Raw genomic sequence first — 16,475 nt, 5'->3', positions numbered from 1 at the left:
TGAGACGTGTCGGGGATTCCATGTCGTGAGTCGAAAGTGTCACGAATGCCTGAGTAGTTGCTGAGAGCACGGTCCATGTTTGCTGTCAGCACCCGTCGGGTGGCTCGCCGCTGGGCACCTCGAACGGGTTGGTGGGTCGACGAATCGCCGATCGCCCGCACCATGGCAACACCGCCCGCCGTGCCGGCACAGCGACCCGGCTCACCTCCGCGCTGCGATCCTGGTCACTGCCAGATACGCAGCGATGGAGCCGTCGGTTCATCCACGGGGGTGTTATTACCCCCCGCCCCGATGAACAATCCGGAGCCCCGTTCGCTTCCCGGGCGGTACGGGCTAGGAGGCGAGCAGGGCGAGAGCCCCACGAACCTGGTCGGCGGAGCGCGCCAGGGCGGCTCGGGCGGCCGCCACCTCGGCTCCGGAGACCAGTGAGACCAGCGCCGTCTTCAGGTCGCCGTCGGCCTCGCTGAGGGCCCGTCGGGAGACCTCCTCCGAGCAGCCGGTCGCCTCGACCAGGATCGAGATCATTCGTCCCCGGAGCTTCGCGTTGGTGGCCACCATGTCGATCATGAGGTTCGAGTAGACCCGACCCAGGCGCACCATGACGGCGGTCGAGAACGTGTTCAGCACCAGTTTCTGCGCGGTGCCCGCCTTCATCCGGGTCGACCCGGTGACCACCTCGGGTCCGGTGTCCACCCCGATGAACACGTCGACCGACCGGGCGGCCTCCGCCTCCGGATTGGCGCACAGCAGCACCGTCGAGGCGCCTGCGGCGCGGGACGCGGCGAGCGCCCCGAGGACGTACGGGGTGCGTCCGCTGGCCGCCAGACCGACCACCAGGTCACCGGCGCGCACACATCCGGCGGCCTCGTCCGCCCCGCTCCGGTCGTCGTCCTCGGCGTCCTCCACGGCTCGCCACATGGCGTCCGGGCCGCCGGCCAGGTGGGCACAGAACCAGTGCCGGGGCGAGTTGAAGGTGGGAGCCAGCTCGGCCGCGTCGAGCACGCCCAGCCGGCCGGAGGTGCCGGCCCCGAAGTAGTGCACCCGGTGCCCGCCCCGCAACGCCGCCACCGCCAGGTCGACGGTGGTGGCGATCTCGTCGAGCACCGCGGCGACCGCCGCCGGCACCCGCCGATCGGCTTCGTTGATCACGGTGAGCACGTCCCGGGTCGACATCAGGTCGAGGTCCGCGCTGAGGGGGTTGCGTCGTTCGGTGGGTGCGCCCACCCGGACCGTCGGGCGGGCTGGCGGTGCTGACACGTCCTCGTCCGGCTCCACCGAACCGGGCGTCATGCCCGCCTCCGACTGGCACCCACCCGGTGCGACTGGACCGCCTCGGCGGTCGCCTCCAGGGCCTTGCGGGCCCGGGACCGGTTGCGGGCGGCCACCCCGACGAAGAGGCAGTCGACTACGGTGAGCTGGGCGAGCCGGCTGGCCGTCGCTCCGGAGCGGTAGGTGGTCTCGCGGGCCGCGGTCGTCAGCACGAAGTCCGCGACCTCGGTGATCGGCGAGCGCGGGAAGTTGGTCAGCGCCACGGTGACCGCGCCCCGGGTGCGAGCCTGCTCCAGCACCTCGATGACGTCGGAGGTGGTGCCGGTGTGCGAGATGCCGATCGCGACGTCACCGCGGCCGAGCAGGGCGGCCGAGGTCAACGCGGTGTGCACGTCCGGGAAGTAAAAGGCGATCCGCCCGATGCGGTGCAGCTTCTGCTGGAAGTCGGAGGCGACGAACCCGCTGGCGCCGGCGCCGTAGATGTCGATCCGGCCCGCGCCCGCGATCGCCTCGACCACCTGCTCGCAGACGGCCGGGTCGAGCTGCTCGGCGGTCTCCTCGACGGCTCGGGCGTCATTGAACGCGATGGTGGCGATGATCTGGGCGAGGTCTGCGCCGGGCGGGATGTCACCGCCGACGACCCGGGCGTCCGGCGGCTCGATGCGGCGGGCGGCCTCGGCTGCCAGCCGGATACGCAGCTGTGGATAGCCGTCCATGCCGACCGATCGGCAGAACCGGATGACGGTCGCCTCCGACGTCTCCGCTGCGGTGGCGAGGTCGGTGATGGTCCGCCGGGCGGCGGCGGCCGGATCGGACACGACCAGCCGGGCGACCCGCTGCTCGGCGGGCGACAGCGATGGCAACAGCCCGCTGATGTGGACGATCAGTCCACCAGGCTCGTGACTCGCAGAAATCTTCGGACTCTTCGCCACGGATGAAACTTACTTTCACGAGGCGTGAGCGTCAACCATGACCACGTGTGGTGGGAAAAGTGTCGACGAGCCGGATCACGCGTTTCGCTCAGCCTGCCACTCCCCCAGGATCGCCGCCTCGTCCGCCGGGTCGAGTCCACCCTGCCGTACGGCGTCCGGCCGCGCTGTCATCCAGGACACGGTCGCCCGAACGGTGTCGGACAACGGACGGACCGTAAGACCCGCCTCCAGCGCCGGCCGGGCGTCCCGGTCCATCAGGCCAGCCCACTCCGGCAGTCGCACCCAGAGCGGCAACGCCCGCTCCCCCGACCATTCGCGTACGTCGCGAGCCGACAGGAAGTCCTGCTCGACCCAGGTGAGGTGCGCGTCGGTGACACCCAGACCGGCCGCCACGCCGGTCAGCAGATCAGCGCGGGACATCGCCGGGCCGATGCCGTCGTACGTGCCGGCGAGGCGGGAGTCGGCGGCGCGCAGCAACCAGCCGGCCAGGTCGGCGACGTCCACGAACTGCACCCGGTCGGTCGGCCGTCCGGGCGCGAGAACCTTCCCGCCGCTCGCCAGCCGGCGCACCCAGTACGGGAAGCGGTCGCTCGGGTCCTCCGCGCCGACGATCAGCCCCGCCCGGCAGATGAACGACCGCCGCGCGCCCATCAGTTCGCGGACCAGCCGCTCGATGCTGACCTTGCACTCGCCGTACCAGCGGTGGTCCGGGCCGACCGGAGCGTCCACGTCCGGCGGGGCAGGCGACAGCAGCGGCGCGTCCGCAGCGGTCTGACCCGGGGTGGTGTTGTCCGCGTACACCGAGATCGTGGACACGAACGACCAGTGACCGACCTGGTCGGCCAGCGCGGCGAGCGCGTGCCGGGCATGGCTGACCTGGCGGGTCACGTCCACCACCGCGTCGAAGCCCTCGCCGGCGAGCGACACCAGCGCCTCGGGGTCGTCGCGGTCGACCGGCACGAACCGCGCACCGGTCGGCGCGACACCGGACACTCCCCGAGCCGCGCAGGTCACGTCGTGGCCCTGCGCGACGGCGAGCCGGGCCACCGCCCGGCCGAGAAACCGGGTGCCACCGAGAATCAGGATCCGCATCCGCCGATCCTGCGCCGCCGGTGGCCGGTCATGCCAACCACTCTGCTGTCGGCAGAGCGCCGGTCGCCCGATGGGTCGTCGCCGTGGACGCTAGCGTGTGGCGCATGGCAGAGCGCAGCGTGGTGGTGACCGGAGGCACGGGCGGGCTTGGCGGGGCGGTCGTCGCCTCCTTCGTCGACGCGGGCTGGCGGGTGGTCGTACCGCGGCGGGCAGCCCGGCCCGGGTCGGAGCCGGCGGCGGACGGGCTGGTCCAGGTCATCGCGGACCTGACCGACCCGGCCGGCGCGGCCCGCGTCGTCGAGGCCGCCGTCGGCGACCCCGCGGCGCCGCTGCGGGCGGTGGTCAACCTCGTCGGCGGGTACGCGAGCGGCGGCCTGGTGCACGAGACACCGGTCGAGGAGTTCGAGCGGATGCTCACCGTCAACCTGCGACCCACCTACCTGGTCACCCAGGCCGCGCTGCCGCACCTGGTCGCGGCCGGCGGCGGCGCGGTGGTGTGCGTCTCGGCCCGTGCGGCCCTCACCCCGTTCGCCGGAGCGGCCGGCTACATCACCGCCAAGGCCGCGGTGCTGGCGTTCGCCAACGCGGTAGCGGTCGAATACCGCTCCCGCAACGTGCGCTGCAACACCGTGCTGCCCAGCGTCATCGACACCCCGGCGAACCGGGCCACGCAGCCCGACGCCGACCACTCCCGCTGGGTCACGCCGGCCGAGATCGCGCCGGTGATCCGCTTCCTCGCCTCGACGGAGTCCGCGCCGACCACCGGGGCCAGCGTTCCGGTCTACGGACGCGCCTGAACGAGCAGGGACGCGACGTCGCCGCACCCGGCCCGCTCCTGCGCCGGCGCGGCGGCCGGGGGCGCCGGCGGCGGCTCGTCGGGAGGCGCTGACCCCTCCGCCGTTCGGCGGGTCGGGTCCGGGCGGACGTCCGACCGCAGCCAGGTCGCCAGGTGCGCCTGAATCTGCTCGGTCACCTCCTCGGCCGAGCGGCCCGCGTCGACGAGGATGAAGCTCGGGTACTCGGGCAGGGTCCGGTAGGCGGTGTCCGCCGCCGTGAGCCAGCCCATCGACTCGTGGTCGGTGCCGCGCTCCTCGATGCGCTGGTACGCCACGGCCGGGTCGACGGCGAGCAGGAAGGTCACCTGGGGCGTCGGGAACAGCCGGTAGCCGGCCCGGGCCAGACGCTCCCAGCGGTGGCCGCCGTGCGCGCGGATGCTGGCGTACTGGCAGGCCGAGTAGCGGTCCATCACCGCCGTCCGGCCGGTGAGCAGGCAACTGAGCAGGGCGGCGGCGATGGCGAGCCAGCGCAGCACGGACTCCACCGCCAGGACGCCGTCGCGCCCGACGAGCCGTTGCGCGTCCGGGAGGCCGAGCCGGTGCGCGAGCCGACCGAGCCAGCGACGCCCGCTGGCGTTGCGGCGGTACGTCGCGGGACGGCCGGCGGCGGTCAGCGCGTCGGCCAGCCGGTGTGCCTGCGTGGTCTTGCCCGAGCCGTCGATGCCGATCAGGGCGACGGTGCGCAATCGGGCTCGGCCGCGTCGCATCCCCGATGATCTGGCCACCCTCGACAGGTTATCCAACCCATGCTTGCGGCCTGCGCTGTTTGTGGCTGTTTGTCCCCGTTGGCACCCGACCGCGACGACAGCAGGTGTGGGCGACCGGAATGCCGGGTACGGGAGTTCGAATCCAACCGCCTGTCCACCAACACGACCGACGGGAGATCCAGATGGCTGAGCGCGGGGACGAGAGTCTGGTGCACACCCTCAAAAAGGTCGCCGCCGTGCTCAAGCAGTCCGAAATCCCGTTCGCCCTGGGCGGCAGCTTCGCCGTCTACGCCCACGGCGGCCACTCGAGCGACCACGACGTCGACTTCCTGATCCGCGAGGTCGACGTCGAGCGGTCCCTGGAGGCGCTCGTGGCCGCGGGCTTCAGCGCCGAGCGGCCGCCGGAGGACTGGCTGGTCAAGGTCTTCGACGACGGGCGAATGGTGGATCTGATCCACCGGCCGATCGAGACGCCGGTGACCGAGGAGACGTTCGCCGACACCGTCGTGCGGCCGGTGGACGCCATCCACATGCCGGTCCTGTCCGCCACCCAGCTCATGGTGCACAAGCTGCTGAGCTTCTCCCAGCACTACTGCGACTTCGCCCGCGGCCTGCCACTGGCCCGGTCGCTGCGGGAGCAGATCGACTGGGAACGGGTACGCAAGGAGACGCAGCACTCGCCGTACGCCGAGGCGTTTCTGGTGCTGCTGGACCGGCTGGAGGTGGTGCCGGACACCGGCACCCAACCAGGAGAGGAGACACCGTGACGCACGATCGCGACAGTGGCGCGGGCCCACCGGACGAGTACGTCGAGGCGGAGATCCACCGGCTGCTCTCCGAGGATCCCGCCGTCGCCGAACAGGGGATCACCGTGGTCCGGCGGGAACGCGCCCTCGTGCTCTACGGCGAGGTGGAGAGCCCACACCGGCGGGAGGAGATCCTGCGCCGGGTGTCGGAGCGCTTCCCGGACGTGCCGATCACCAGCGACATCGGTGTGATCCGCGCCCAGGCGCCCACGGAGATCGAGCAACTGCCCTGAGGGAGGTTTCATGGTGATCCGGATCGCCGCCGTGGGCGATGTGCATCTGGACGAGGACGTGGTCGGCCGGTTCCGCCCGGCGCTGGACGAGCTGCCGGAGTGCGCCGACGTGCTGCTGCTGGCCGGCGACCTGACCCGGCACGGCACCGAGGCCGAGGCGCGCTGCGTGGCGCAGGAGTTCGGCGGGTTGGCCGTGCCGGTGGTGACGGTGCTGGGCAACCACGACCACCAGTGTGACCAGGTGCCGCAGGTGGTGAAGGTGCTCGAGGACGCGGGCATCACCGTGCTGGAGGGCGACGGCGTGGTGCTGGACTGCGCGGGCGGGCGACTCGGCATCGCCGGCGTCAAGGGCTTCGGCGGAGGGTTCGCCGGCCGGTGCGCGAGCGACTTCGGCGAGCCGGAGATGAAGGCGTTCGTCCGGACCACCAACGAGAGCGCGGAGCGCCTCGGTGCGGCCCTGCGCTCGCTGGACTGCGACATGCTCGTCGCGCTGACCCATTACTCGCCCGTCCCGGACACGTTGGCCGGCGAGCCGCTGGAGATCTACCCGTTCCTGGGGTCGTACCAGCTCGGGCAGGCGATCGACTCGGCGCCCACGGCGCTGGCCGTGCACGGGCACGCGCACGCCGGCACCGAGCGCGGCACCACCCCGGGAGGCGTACGCGTCCGCAATGTGGCGCACCCGGTGATCAAGCAGGCGTACAGCGTCTTTCATGTCGGGGATCAACTCGACACCGACCAGGTTTCCCCGATCGGAGGGTCGGGTAGTCAAAGGTCATGGAGCTGATTCTTTGGATTCTCGCAGTCGTACTCGTGGTCGCCGGCATCCTCGCGCTGTTCCGCCGGCAGATCCTGTGGGGCATCGTCCTCATCGTCGTCGGGCTGTTGGTCGGCCCGGGTGGTGTCAGCATCTTCAATTGACGTTCGCACCCTCTGACAACTCGTCGGAACACCGGGACCCGTCGGGGTCGCCGCGACCGGAGCTTCGTCCTCCCGACAGAAGCACCGGCCGCGGCGGCCCCGGCGCTTTCTTGTGGGTTTGACCCGACGGTGGAGCGGCAATATCTCGACCATGGAGACATCTCGCGAGGCACGGCCCACGTCCGGCCGACGGTCGCGCTGGGCGCTCGCCGGCTTCGCGGCGGCGGTCTTCGTCGCGGCCGCGATCGGCGGGTTGGGCGTGCAGGGCACCACCGACGAGTACGCAGGCCTGCGCCAGCCGGGCTGGGCACCGCCGTCCTGGCTTTTCGGGCCGGTCTGGACGGTGCTCTACGCGCTGATCGCCCTGGCCGGCTGGCTGGTGTGGCGTCGGGTCGGCTTCTCCCCCGCGCTCTGGGCGTGGACCGTCCAACTCGTCCTGAACGCCATCTGGACGCCGCTGTTCTTCGGCGCGGGGCGGTACGGGCTGGCGTTTGCCGAGATCGTGGTGATGTGGCTGGCGGTCGGCCTCACCGTGGCGCTCTTCGCCCGGGTGTCCCGGGTCGCGACCGCGCTGCTGCTGCCGTACTGGGCGTGGGTCACGTTCGCCGCCGCGCTCAACCTGTCGATCTGGCAACTGAACGCGTGACCGGCGCCGGTCCTCCGGCGGGAAGCAGCCCCGCCGGAGGACCGAGCCCCGTCAGCAGCGGGGCACGTTCGGGATGTAGCCGTCGTAACCGGTGTAGACGTACGCGTCGGCGATGAAGCGCCCGCTGCCGATGCGGTCCCAGATCGAGCTGGTGCCGTACGTGCCGGTGACTGTGGTGCCGCTGGTCTGGCAGGCGATGGTCACCCGGGTGCCGTCGGCGACGGTGCCCACCGAGGCGTACCCCGTGCCCGGGCCGGAGCGGACGGTCAGCGGCGTGCCACTGGTGTCGACCGTGGCGTTGCCGGTACCCGACGAGCAGCCGTTGTTGCTGGTGTAGGTCTTGGTGCCCCAGTACAGGCCGAGGGTGCCGTTGAACCTGACCTGGATGTCGTTGCCGTTGAGGCGCTGCTCGTAGTGCAGGTGGGGGCCGGTGGACCCGCCGGTGCTGCCCACCCAGCCGATCACCTTGCCGTAGCCGACGGTCTGCCCCACCGAGACGTTGAAGCCCTTGAGGTGGGCGTAGTAGGTCGTGTAGCCGCCACCGTGGTCGATCCGGACGTACTTGCCGTAACTGGTGCCGCCGAGGTCGGTGACCCGGTCGACCGTGCCGGGGGCGCTGGCCACCACCGGGTCACCGAGGTCGTCGGTGCGGTTGAAGTCGACCGCGTTCGCCGGGCTGTGATCCGACCGGGTCTGCCCCGACCAGGACTGGCCGCACGGGAACGGCACCTTGAAGGTCGGCGCGGCCAGCGCCGGGCTGGCCGGCGCGAGGACTCCTCCGACGAGCAGGCCCGTCACCAGCAGGCTGATCCACCGCTTACGCATCCAGCTCCTCCTACGTTTAAAACCTTCGATGAGATGGCCCCAGCCTGACAGATATCGCCAATCTTCGATAGCGGCGGCATCCACCACTGGGAGCGCGCCCAGCCAGCGGAGACGAGGTTTCGGGATTGTTACTCGCTCGTGTCTGACAGGGGGGTGGACCAGACCGGATGCAAGCGCTTACATGTGTGGACGCCCAATCGGACCGGCGAGGGTCACCAGCACCAGACCACGCCGGCTAGGAAGGAGGACGGCATGGCGGTCTTTACCAGACCACGCCAGGCCTTCGTGATCGCCGGTGTGCTCGGGCTGGCGCTCAGCGCCACCGCTTGCGGTACCGGTGACGACAAGAAGAGCGACAAGGCGGGCTCCGCGGAGTGCGCCCCATACGAGAAGTACCAGGGCAACGACGGCAAGAAGGTCTCCATCTACGCGTCCATCCGTGACGCCGAGGCCGACCTGCTCGAGCGGTCGTGGTCGCAGTTCACCGACTGCACCGGCATCGAGATCGCGTACGAGGGCAGCGGCGAGTTCGAGGCCCAGCTCCCCGTGCGGGTCGACGGCGGCAACGCGCCCGACATCGCCTTCGTGCCCCAGCCGGGCCTCGTGAAGCGGTTCGCGGACGCCGGCAAGCTGAAGTCCCTCGGCGCCGACACCAAGGCCCTGGCCGAGCAGAACATGCCGGCCGACTGGCTGAAGTACGGCACCGTCAACGGAACGCTCTACGGCGTGCCGCTCGGCGCGAACGTCAAGTCCTTCGTCTGGTACTCGCCGAAGACGTTCAAGGAGAAGGGCTGGGAGGTCCCGACCACCTGGGAGCAGCTCATCGCCCTGAGCGACAAGATCGCCGCCAGTGGCACGAAGCCGTGGTGCGCGGGCGTCGAGTCCGGTGACGCCACCGGCTGGCCGGCCACCGACTGGATCGAGGACGTCCTCCTGCGTACGGCGGGCGCCGAGGTCTACGACCAGTGGACCACCCACGCGATCCCGTTCAACGACCCGCGGGTCGTCGACGCGGTCGACCGCGCCGGCACCATCCTGAAGAACGAGAAGTACGTCAACGGCGGCTTCGGCGGCGTCAAGAGCATCACCACCACCGCCTTCCAGGAGGCGGGCCTTCCGGTGACCACCGGCAAGTGCGCGATGCACCGACAGGCGTCCTTCTACGCCAACCAGTTCCCCGAGGGCACCAAGGTGGCCTTGGACGGCGACGCGTTCGCCTTCTACTTCCCGGCCATCGACGCGGCCAAGGGCAAGCCGGTGCTGGGCGCGGGCGAGTTCGTCGTCGCCTACGCCGACCGCCCCGAGGTCCAGGCGGTGCAGACCTACCTGGCCTCCGCCGAGTACGTCAACAGCCGCGCGAAGCTCGGCAACTGGGTCACGGCGAACAACAAGCTGGACATCGCCAACGTCGCCAGCCCGATCGACAAGCTCTCCGTCCAGATCCTGCAGGACAAGACCGGCGTCTTCCGCTTCGACGGATCCGACCTGATGCCGGCCGCCGTCGGCGCGGGAACGTTCTGGAAGGGCATGGTCGACTGGCTGAACGGCAAGCAGACCGCCCCGGTGCTCCAGGGCATCGAGAGCAGCTGGCCGAAGTGATCCCGGCGGTGGCCCGGTCCGCGACAGCGGGCCGGGCCACCGGCCGATCCGGACCCGGAAGGGAGGGTTGATGGAGTTCGACTTCGCCGATGAGCAGCCGAAGCTCCTCATGCTGATGTACGGGCTGGTCGCCTTCGTGGTGGTGGTGGGCGGTCTGCTCCTGCTGCTCGACGTCGTACCGGCGTGGTTCGCCCGGCGACGGGAGGCGCAGCTCGTCGCCGCGTCGGCGAGTGGAGCTCCCCTCCCCCGCCGAACGCGACCACGGGAGGGAGTCTTCGCGCTCTTCTTCCTGCTGCCCACGCTGCTGCTGCTCACCATCGGCCTGGTCGTGCCGGCAATCCGCACCGTGCTGCTCTCCCTGATGAACGGGAGCAGCACCGAGTGGGTGGGGTTGCGCAACTACAGCTGGATGTTCTCCGACGACTCGATGCTCCGGGTCCTGATCAACACCCTGGTCTGGGTGGTCCTGGTCCCGCTGGTGGCGACCGCGTTCGGCCTGATCTACGCCGTCCTGGTGGACAAGGCCCGGTTCGAGGCCGTGGCCAAGTCGCTGATCTTCCTGCCGATGGCGATCTCCTTCGTGGGCGCCAGCATCATCTGGAAGTTCGTCTACGCCTACCGCGGCGAGGGCGACCAGATCGGTCTGCTCAACCAGATCGTGGTCAGCCTCGGCGGCGAACCGAAGCAGTGGCTGCTGGAATCACCCCTGAACACGCTGCTGCTGATCGTCATCATGGTCTGGATCCAGGCCGGTTTCGCCATGGTGGTGCTCTCCGCCGCGATCAAGTCCATCCCCGGTGACATCGTGGAGGCCGCCCGGCTCGACGGGGTCGGCCCGTGGCAGATGTTCTGGCGGATCACCATGCCGAGCATCCGACCGGCGCTGATCGTCGTGGTGGTGACCCTCACGATCGCCACGCTCAAGGTCTTCGACATCGTTCGGACCTCGACCAACGGCAACTACGACACCAGCGTGATCGCCAGCGAGATGTACAACCAGGCGTTCCGGTACGGCCAGAACGGGCAGGGCTCCGCGCTCGCGGTCTTCCTCTTCGTCCTGGTCATCCCGGTCGTCATCTACCAGATCCGTAACCTCCGTCAGCAGCGGGAGGGCTGAGATGACGACCGCAACGCCCACCGTCGCCGCCGGCACCCAGAAGACCGACACGCCGAAGACCGCCGCCGGGCGGGTCCGTCGACGACTCAACAGCCGTACGGCGACCCTGGTCTCCATTGTCATCGCGGTGGTCTGGACCATCCCGACCTTCGGCCTGTTCGTCTCCTCCCTCCGTCCGGAGGACGAGATCAAGACCACCGGCTGGTGGACGGCCTTCACCAACCCGCAGTTCACGCTGGAGAACTACCAACAGGTCCTCTTCGGGCGGTCGTCGTCGTCCGGGCAGCTCGCCAGCTACTTCATCAACTCGCTGGCGATCACCATCCCGTCGGTGCTCTTCCCGCTCGCCTTCGCGGCCCTGGCCGCGTACGCGCTGGCGTGGATCAACTTCCGCGGGCGGGACTGGCTCTACATCGCGATCTTCGCGTTGCAGATCGTCCCGCTGCAGATGGCCCTGGTGCCGCTGCTGAAGTTCTTCTCCACCGGCGTCACCCTCGGCGGCGTCACCCTGATGCCGGCGTGGGACCTGGTCGACGAGCAGAAGTTCGCCCAGGTGTGGTTCGCACACACCTGTTTCGCGCTTCCGTTCGCGGTCTTCCTGCTGCACAACTTCATCTCGCAGCTCCCGGGGGACCTGATGGAGGCGGCCCGGGTCGACGGGGCCACCCACCCGAAGATCTTCCGCACCATCGTGCTGCCGCTGATCACCCCGGCGCTGGCCGCGTTCGGCATCTTCCAGTTCCTCTGGGTCTGGAACGACCTGCTGGTCGCGCTCATCTTCGCCGGTGGCGGCAACGAGACCGCCCCGCTCACGGTTCGGCTGGCCGAGATGGCCGGCACCCGGGGCAACGAGTGGCAGCGGCTGACCGCAGGCGCGTTCGTCTCGATCGTCGTACCCCTCATCGTGTTCCTGTCCCTGCAGCGCTTCTTCGTGCGAGGTCTGCTCGCCGGCAGCGTCAAGGGCTGACCCGCTTGCCCGCCGCCGTCTGCCCCTGAGGGCGGCGGCGGGCGAGGGGTACCGAGCGGGGGAACCGTGACGAAGATTGATGATGTGGCCCGGTTGGCCGGGGTCTCCACGGCAACCGTCTCGCGGGCCCTGCGCGGGCTGCCGACCGTCTCGGCCGCCACCCGACGCAGAGTCCTCGCGGCCGCCGAGCAGCTCGACTACGCGGTCTCGCCGAGCGCGTCCCGGCTCGCCGGCGGCCGCACCGGCACGGTCGCGGTGGTCGTACCCCGGATCACCCGCTGGTTCTTCAGCACGGTTGTCGAGGCGGTCGAGGAGTATCTGCACCACTCCGGCTACGACCTGCTGCTCTACAACCTGGGCGGTCGGGAGCAGATCCGCCAGCGGGTGCTGCGCACCGCCAACCTGCACAAGCGGGTCGACGCCATGATGCTGGTCGCCACACCGCTGCGCCCGGCGGACCTGACCGCGCTGGCCGCCCTGGACCTGCCCGGCGTCACCATCAGCTCGGGAAGCAGGGTGCCCAACTGGCCGTGCGTACGGATCGACGACGTCGCCGCCGCGCGGATGGCCACCCGCCACCTGCTCGACCTCGGCCACCGGCGGATCGCGCACATCTCCGGAGACCCCGACGACGAGCTGGCCTTCACCACCCACCTCGACCGGCGCCGGGGCTACCAGGCGGAGCTGCGGGCCGCCGGCCTGCGACCCGATCCGAGCCTGGACGTCGAGTCGTCGTTCACCATCGACGGCGGCAACCGGGCCGCCGCCGAGCTGCTGGCCCGCGGTGCTCCGCCGACCGCGATCGTCGCCGCCTGCGACGAGATGGCGATGGGCGCGATGAGCGCCCTGCGCGACGCCGGGCTGCGCGTACCGCAGGACGTCAGCGTGGTCGGCATCGACGACCACGACCTCGCCGGCGTGCTCGGGCTCAGCACCATCGCCCAGCCCGCCGCCGAACAGGGCCGGCTGGCGGCCCGAATGCTGCTCGACCCGCTCGGAGCCCGCAACCTGAGCCCGATCATCGGTCAACGGACCGCCGACGGCGACACACCGGTGATCCTGCCCACTCGGCTGGTGGTCCGAGAGTCCACCGCGCCGCCGCGGGCACACTGAACCCCAACCATCCGCCGCCGGCCGGCGGCCGGCAGTCCACCCAACCCGCGACACGGGAGACGACCCTGAACACCGATCCGACGCAGCAGACCTCCTCCGATCACCCGATCACCGGCTGGTGGACCGAGGCCGCCATCTACCAGATCTACCCACGCTCGTTCGCCGACTCCGACGGCGACGGCATCGGTGACCTGCCGGGCATCACCGCCCGCCTCGACCACCTGGTCGAGCTGGGCGTGGACGCGGTGTGGCTCTCCCCGTTCTACCCGTCGCCGCAGGCCGACGCCGGCTACGACGTGGCCGACTACCGCGACATCGACCCGCTGTTCGGCACCCTCGCCGACGCGGACAAGCTGCTCGCCGAGGCCCGCTCCCGCGGCCTGCGGGTGATCGTCGACCTGGTACCGAACCACACCTCGTCGGCGCACCGCTGGTTCCAGGCCGCGCTGACCGCCGCGCCCGGCAGCCCGGAGCGGTCCCGGTACATCTTCCGGGACGGCCTCGGCCCGGCCGGCGACCAGCCGCCGAACGACTGGCAGAGCGTCTTCGGCGGGCCGGCCTGGACCCGGACGGTCGACCCGGACGGCCGACCCGGCCAGTGGTACCTGCACCTGTTCGACACCGGCCAGCCCGACCTCAACTGGGACAACCCGGAGGTGCACGCGGAGTTCCTGGACGTACTGCGGTTCTGGCTGGACCGCGGGGTGGACGGCTTCCGCGTCGACGTGGCCCACGGCCTCGTCAAGCAGGCCGACCTGGCCGACTGGCAGGAGCCCCAGGAGATCCTCTCCGGCAACGAGGTGGACAAGCCTCGCCCGCCGATGTGGGACCAGGAGGGCGTCCACGAGATCTACCGGCAGTGGCGGCGGGTCCTGGACAGCTACCCCGGGGAGCGGGTGCTGGTCGCCGAGGCGTGGGTGGAGCCGGCCGAGCGGCTGGCCCGCTACGTCCGCCCGGACGAGATGCACCAGGCGTTCAACTTCGAGTACCTGCTCGCCGCATGGACCGCACCGGCCCAGTACGCGGTGATCACCCGCTCGTTGGAGGCGACCGACTCGGTCGGCGCACCGACCACCTGGGTGCTCTCCAACCACGACGTGGTGCGGCACGCCTCCCGGCTCGGCCTGCCGGTCGGCACCGTACGCCCCAACGGCATCGGCATCGGCGACCCGCAGCCGGACGCCGCGCTCGGCCTGCGCCGGGCCCGGGCGGCCACCCTGCTGATGCTCGCCCTGCCCGGCTCGGCGTACCTCTACCAGGGCGAGGAGCTGGGCCTGCCCGAGCACACCACGATGCCCGACGAGGCTCGGCAGGACCCGACCTGGGCGCGCAGCGGGCACACCCAGCGGGGGCGGGACGGCTGCCGGGTGCCGATCCCGTGGGAGGCCGACGCCCCGTCGTACGGCTTCGGGCCCACCGACGCGAGCTGGCTGCCGCAACCGCCGTCCTGGGCGGAGTACGCGCTGGACCGGCAGCGCGACGTGCCCGGCTCGACGTACGAGCTGTACCGCACGGCGCTGCGGTTGCGCCGCGCCCACGGCCTGGGCCGGGGCACGCTGGAGTGGCTGCCCTCCGGCGACGAGGTGCTGACCTTCCGCAACGGGGAGCTGACGGTGCTGACCAACTTCGGCGACACTCCGGTGCCGGTTCCGGCCGGCGCCGAGGTGCTCGCCTCCAGCGCACCGCTGGACGACCAGGCCGCGATCCCGACCGACGTAACAGTCTGGCTCCGCGCCTGACGACCCCACCCCACCCCGCCCCGCGCCACCCCGCCCGTGCCACCCCGTGCCACCCCGCGCCGCCCCGCGCCGATCTTGCACTTTCGGTTGACGTAATGGGTAGATACGCCCATTTTGCCGCGACAGAAAGTACAAGATCGCGAGGGCGGGGGCGGGCGGGGGCGGGGGCGGGGAGGGGTTAGAGGCGGTTGGCTCGGGTGTGGAGCAGGTCGTGCACGTTGTCGATGTCCGCCGGAGAGGTCCGCGAGGCGAGCCAGTACATGACACCGGTCGGGATGAAGAAGAGCTGGAAGGCGGCCAGCCCGACGGCGAAGTTCAACGGTGGCGGGAATGCCGTTCGCAGGGCCTGGAAGGCCACCCCGACCAGCCCGTTGCCGGCCGCCCGACCGACCCCGTTGACCAGGTTGCCCAGGCTGTAGACCGTGCCGCGGTGCTCCGGCGGGTTGACGTCGGCGATCAGCGCGAACCAGTTCGGCGAGTTGGCCGAGGTCAACGCGAGCGCCACCACGGCGGTGAGCAGGCTCAGTCCGACCGACGGCTCGGTGACCACGCTGGAGAGCACCGCGCCGACCACCGCGCCGGCGCTGCCGCCGTCGGGCACGTCGATGGTCACCGGCACGAAGAACAGCACCAGGTAGAACGGCAGCGCGGCGAGGATGCCGACCGCCGCGACCAGGGCCCGGCCCCGAGGGGTACGCCGCTGCACCGCGTCACCGACCAGCCCTCCCACGATGGAGAGCACACCACCGAGCTGGAACAGCGTGGCGAAGACGCTGCCCACCACCACCGCGGTCGACTCCGAGTAGCCCTGGGCCTCGGCGCGTTCGGCGAACAGCACCGGCAGCCAGACCAGCGAGCCGAACGCGGCCTGCGCGGTCAGCCCCTGCAGGATCAGCCACCGGTTGGTCCGCCGGGCCAGGATGCGCGGTAGGTCGGCGCGGCTGATCCGGTAGTCGTACTCGGCGCCGGCGTCGAGTCTGCCGGCCAGTTCCGGCTCGCTCTGGCCACGCCGGATGTCGTACGTGAACAGGTAGGCCACTGTGGCGACCAGGCCGACACCGGTCAGCAGCAGGAACGGCCGCCGCCAGTCGGTGGCCCCGAGCAGCCCGCCGACGAGCGTGCCGGCGAGGGTTCCGACTCCCTGGGAGAGCCCCCAGAAACTCATCACCAGCCCGCGCCGGGTCGGTGAGATCAGGTCGGTGACCACGGAGAAGCCCACCGAGCCGACCGCGCCGAGGCCGACCGCCGCGACCAACTGCGCGGCCAGGAACGTCAGGTAGCCGCCGGCCAGCGCGCTGCCGCCGGTGCCGGCCGCCCAGAGCAGCGTGCCCACCATGAGCAGCGGCTTGCGGTTGGTCCGGTCCCCGACGTACGCCCAGCCGACCGCCGCGACCGCGCTGACCAGGAAGCTGACCGCGGTGACCACGCCGAGCAGGCGCCCGGACACGTCGAACGCGTCGGAGATCGGGCCGTACAGCGGGGGGACCAGCCCGATCGCCACGTTGTCCAGCGAGGCGAGCAGCACGAACACCACGACGCTGTACAACCGGTGCGTCGGCCCACCGCCCCGACCGTGCGGGCGTAGGCCGGGCCCGCCAGTGGTCACCGTCATGACCGGCAGCCAACCAGACTCCATGGCGGAGGTCGTCACGCGGGTGGATGCCGGTCATGAC

Annotated in this window: 17 protein-coding genes; 11 read left to right on the top strand and 6 right to left on the bottom strand. The window is 71.0% G+C overall.

The annotated features are described in order from the left end of the window. Positions 1-333 precede the first annotated feature (333 nt). From murQ to OG505_RS33040, 3 genes are all read right to left on the bottom strand, one after another. A complete protein-coding gene (gene murQ, locus OG505_RS33050) occupies positions 334-1,290 on the bottom strand; it encodes an N-acetylmuramic acid 6-phosphate etherase (RefSeq protein WP_405429958.1) in 957 nt (318 codons plus the stop codon). Next, a complete protein-coding gene (locus tag OG505_RS33045) occupies positions 1,287-2,201 on the bottom strand; it encodes a MurR/RpiR family transcriptional regulator (protein WP_405429956.1) in 915 nt (304 codons plus the stop codon). The genes murQ and OG505_RS33045 overlap by 4 nt, the downstream gene beginning before the upstream one ends. Positions 2,202-2,276: 75 nt before the next feature. After that, positions 2,277-3,293 carry an NAD-dependent epimerase/dehydratase family protein gene (locus tag OG505_RS33040; RefSeq protein ID WP_405429955.1) on the bottom strand — a complete coding sequence of 339 codons (1,017 nt, stop codon included), beginning with the start codon at positions 3,291-3,293 and terminating at the stop codon, positions 2,277-2,279. Between the two features lie 104 nt (positions 3,294-3,397). Here OG505_RS33040 and OG505_RS33035 point away from each other — a divergent pair, with 104 nt between their 5' ends. Next, a complete protein-coding gene (locus OG505_RS33035; protein WP_405429953.1) occupies positions 3,398-4,090 on the top strand; it encodes an SDR family NAD(P)-dependent oxidoreductase in 693 nt (230 codons plus the stop codon). Here the strand turns inward: OG505_RS33035 and OG505_RS33030 are convergent. Next, positions 4,075-4,836 carry a dTMP kinase gene (locus OG505_RS33030; RefSeq protein WP_405434867.1) on the bottom strand — a complete coding sequence of 254 codons (762 nt, stop codon included), beginning with the start codon at positions 4,834-4,836 and terminating at the stop codon, positions 4,075-4,077. The genes OG505_RS33035 and OG505_RS33030 overlap by 16 nt on opposite strands. Before the next feature lie 5 nt (positions 4,837-4,841). On the opposite strand from OG505_RS33030, the gene OG505_RS33025 reads away from it, so the two are divergent. The 5 genes from OG505_RS33025 to OG505_RS33005 all read left to right on the top strand — a co-directional run bounded on the left by OG505_RS33025 (position 4,842) and on the right by OG505_RS33005 (position 7,442). Then, the gene (locus OG505_RS33025) at positions 4,842-5,603 is read left to right on the top strand and encodes a nucleotidyltransferase family protein (RefSeq protein WP_405429951.1); all 762 of its coding nucleotides are present in this window, start codon (positions 4,842-4,844) and stop codon (positions 5,601-5,603) included. Next, positions 5,600-5,875: a hypothetical protein gene (locus OG505_RS33020; protein WP_354860927.1), complete on the top strand. Its 276-nt coding sequence runs from the start codon at positions 5,600-5,602 to the stop codon at positions 5,873-5,875. Before OG505_RS33025 ends, OG505_RS33020 begins: the two co-directional genes overlap by 4 nt. A gap of 10 nt (positions 5,876-5,885) precedes the next feature. Further along, complete coding sequence (locus tag OG505_RS33015) at positions 5,886-6,662, top strand: metallophosphoesterase (protein ID WP_405429949.1); 777 nt, start codon at positions 5,886-5,888, stop codon at positions 6,660-6,662. Continuing rightward, on the top strand, positions 6,653-6,796 hold the full coding sequence (locus OG505_RS33010; protein WP_007464364.1) for a GPGG-motif small membrane protein: 144 nt from the start codon (positions 6,653-6,655) through the stop codon (positions 6,794-6,796). The genes OG505_RS33015 and OG505_RS33010 overlap by 10 nt, the downstream gene beginning before the upstream one ends. 151 nt (positions 6,797-6,947) lie before the next feature. Beyond that, on the top strand, positions 6,948-7,442 hold the full coding sequence (locus OG505_RS33005; RefSeq protein ID WP_405429946.1) for a TspO/MBR family protein: 495 nt from the start codon (positions 6,948-6,950) through the stop codon (positions 7,440-7,442). A 51-nt stretch (positions 7,443-7,493) separates the two neighbouring features. Here the strand turns inward: OG505_RS33005 and OG505_RS33000 are convergent, their stop codons facing one another. After that, positions 7,494-8,267, bottom strand: a complete 774-nt coding sequence (locus OG505_RS33000) for a peptidoglycan DD-metalloendopeptidase family protein (RefSeq protein WP_405429944.1) — start codon at positions 8,265-8,267, stop codon at positions 7,494-7,496. A 252-nt stretch (positions 8,268-8,519) separates the two neighbouring features. On the opposite strand from OG505_RS33000, the gene OG505_RS32995 reads away from it, so the two are divergent. The 5 genes from OG505_RS32995 to OG505_RS32975 all read left to right on the top strand — a co-directional run bounded on the left by OG505_RS32995 (position 8,520) and on the right by OG505_RS32975 (position 14,802). After that, a complete protein-coding gene (locus OG505_RS32995; RefSeq protein ID WP_405429943.1) occupies positions 8,520-9,866 on the top strand; it encodes an ABC transporter substrate-binding protein in 1,347 nt (448 codons plus the stop codon). Positions 9,867-9,936: 70 nt separating this feature from the next. Continuing rightward, on the top strand, positions 9,937-10,983 hold the full coding sequence (locus tag OG505_RS32990) for a carbohydrate ABC transporter permease (RefSeq protein WP_405429941.1): 1,047 nt from the start codon (positions 9,937-9,939) through the stop codon (positions 10,981-10,983). A gap of 1 nt (position 10,984) precedes the next feature. Then, positions 10,985-11,950, top strand: a complete 966-nt coding sequence (locus OG505_RS32985; RefSeq protein ID WP_405429939.1) for a carbohydrate ABC transporter permease — start codon at positions 10,985-10,987, stop codon at positions 11,948-11,950. Between the two features lie 66 nt (positions 11,951-12,016). After that, positions 12,017-13,063 (top strand): LacI family DNA-binding transcriptional regulator, encoded by a 1,047-nt coding sequence (locus tag OG505_RS32980; RefSeq protein WP_405429937.1) that lies wholly within the window; start codon positions 12,017-12,019, stop codon positions 13,061-13,063. 65 nt (positions 13,064-13,128) lie between these two features. Continuing rightward, positions 13,129-14,802 (top strand): glycoside hydrolase family 13 protein, encoded by a 1,674-nt coding sequence (locus tag OG505_RS32975; RefSeq protein ID WP_405434865.1) that lies wholly within the window; start codon positions 13,129-13,131, stop codon positions 14,800-14,802. 178 nt (positions 14,803-14,980) lie between these two features. Here the strand turns inward: OG505_RS32975 and OG505_RS32970 are convergent, their stop codons facing one another. Then, positions 14,981-16,414, bottom strand: a complete 1,434-nt coding sequence (locus OG505_RS32970; protein WP_405429935.1) for an MFS transporter — start codon at positions 16,412-16,414, stop codon at positions 14,981-14,983. Positions 16,415-16,475: the final 61 nt, after the last annotated feature.

The organism is Micromonospora sp. NBC_00617 (assembly GCF_045161355.1).
In the GTDB taxonomy this organism is placed as follows: domain Bacteria; phylum Actinomycetota; class Actinomycetes; order Mycobacteriales; family Micromonosporaceae; genus Micromonospora.
Note: the sequence above shows the minus strand (reverse complement) of the source record. Positions and strands in the feature narration are given on the sequence as shown.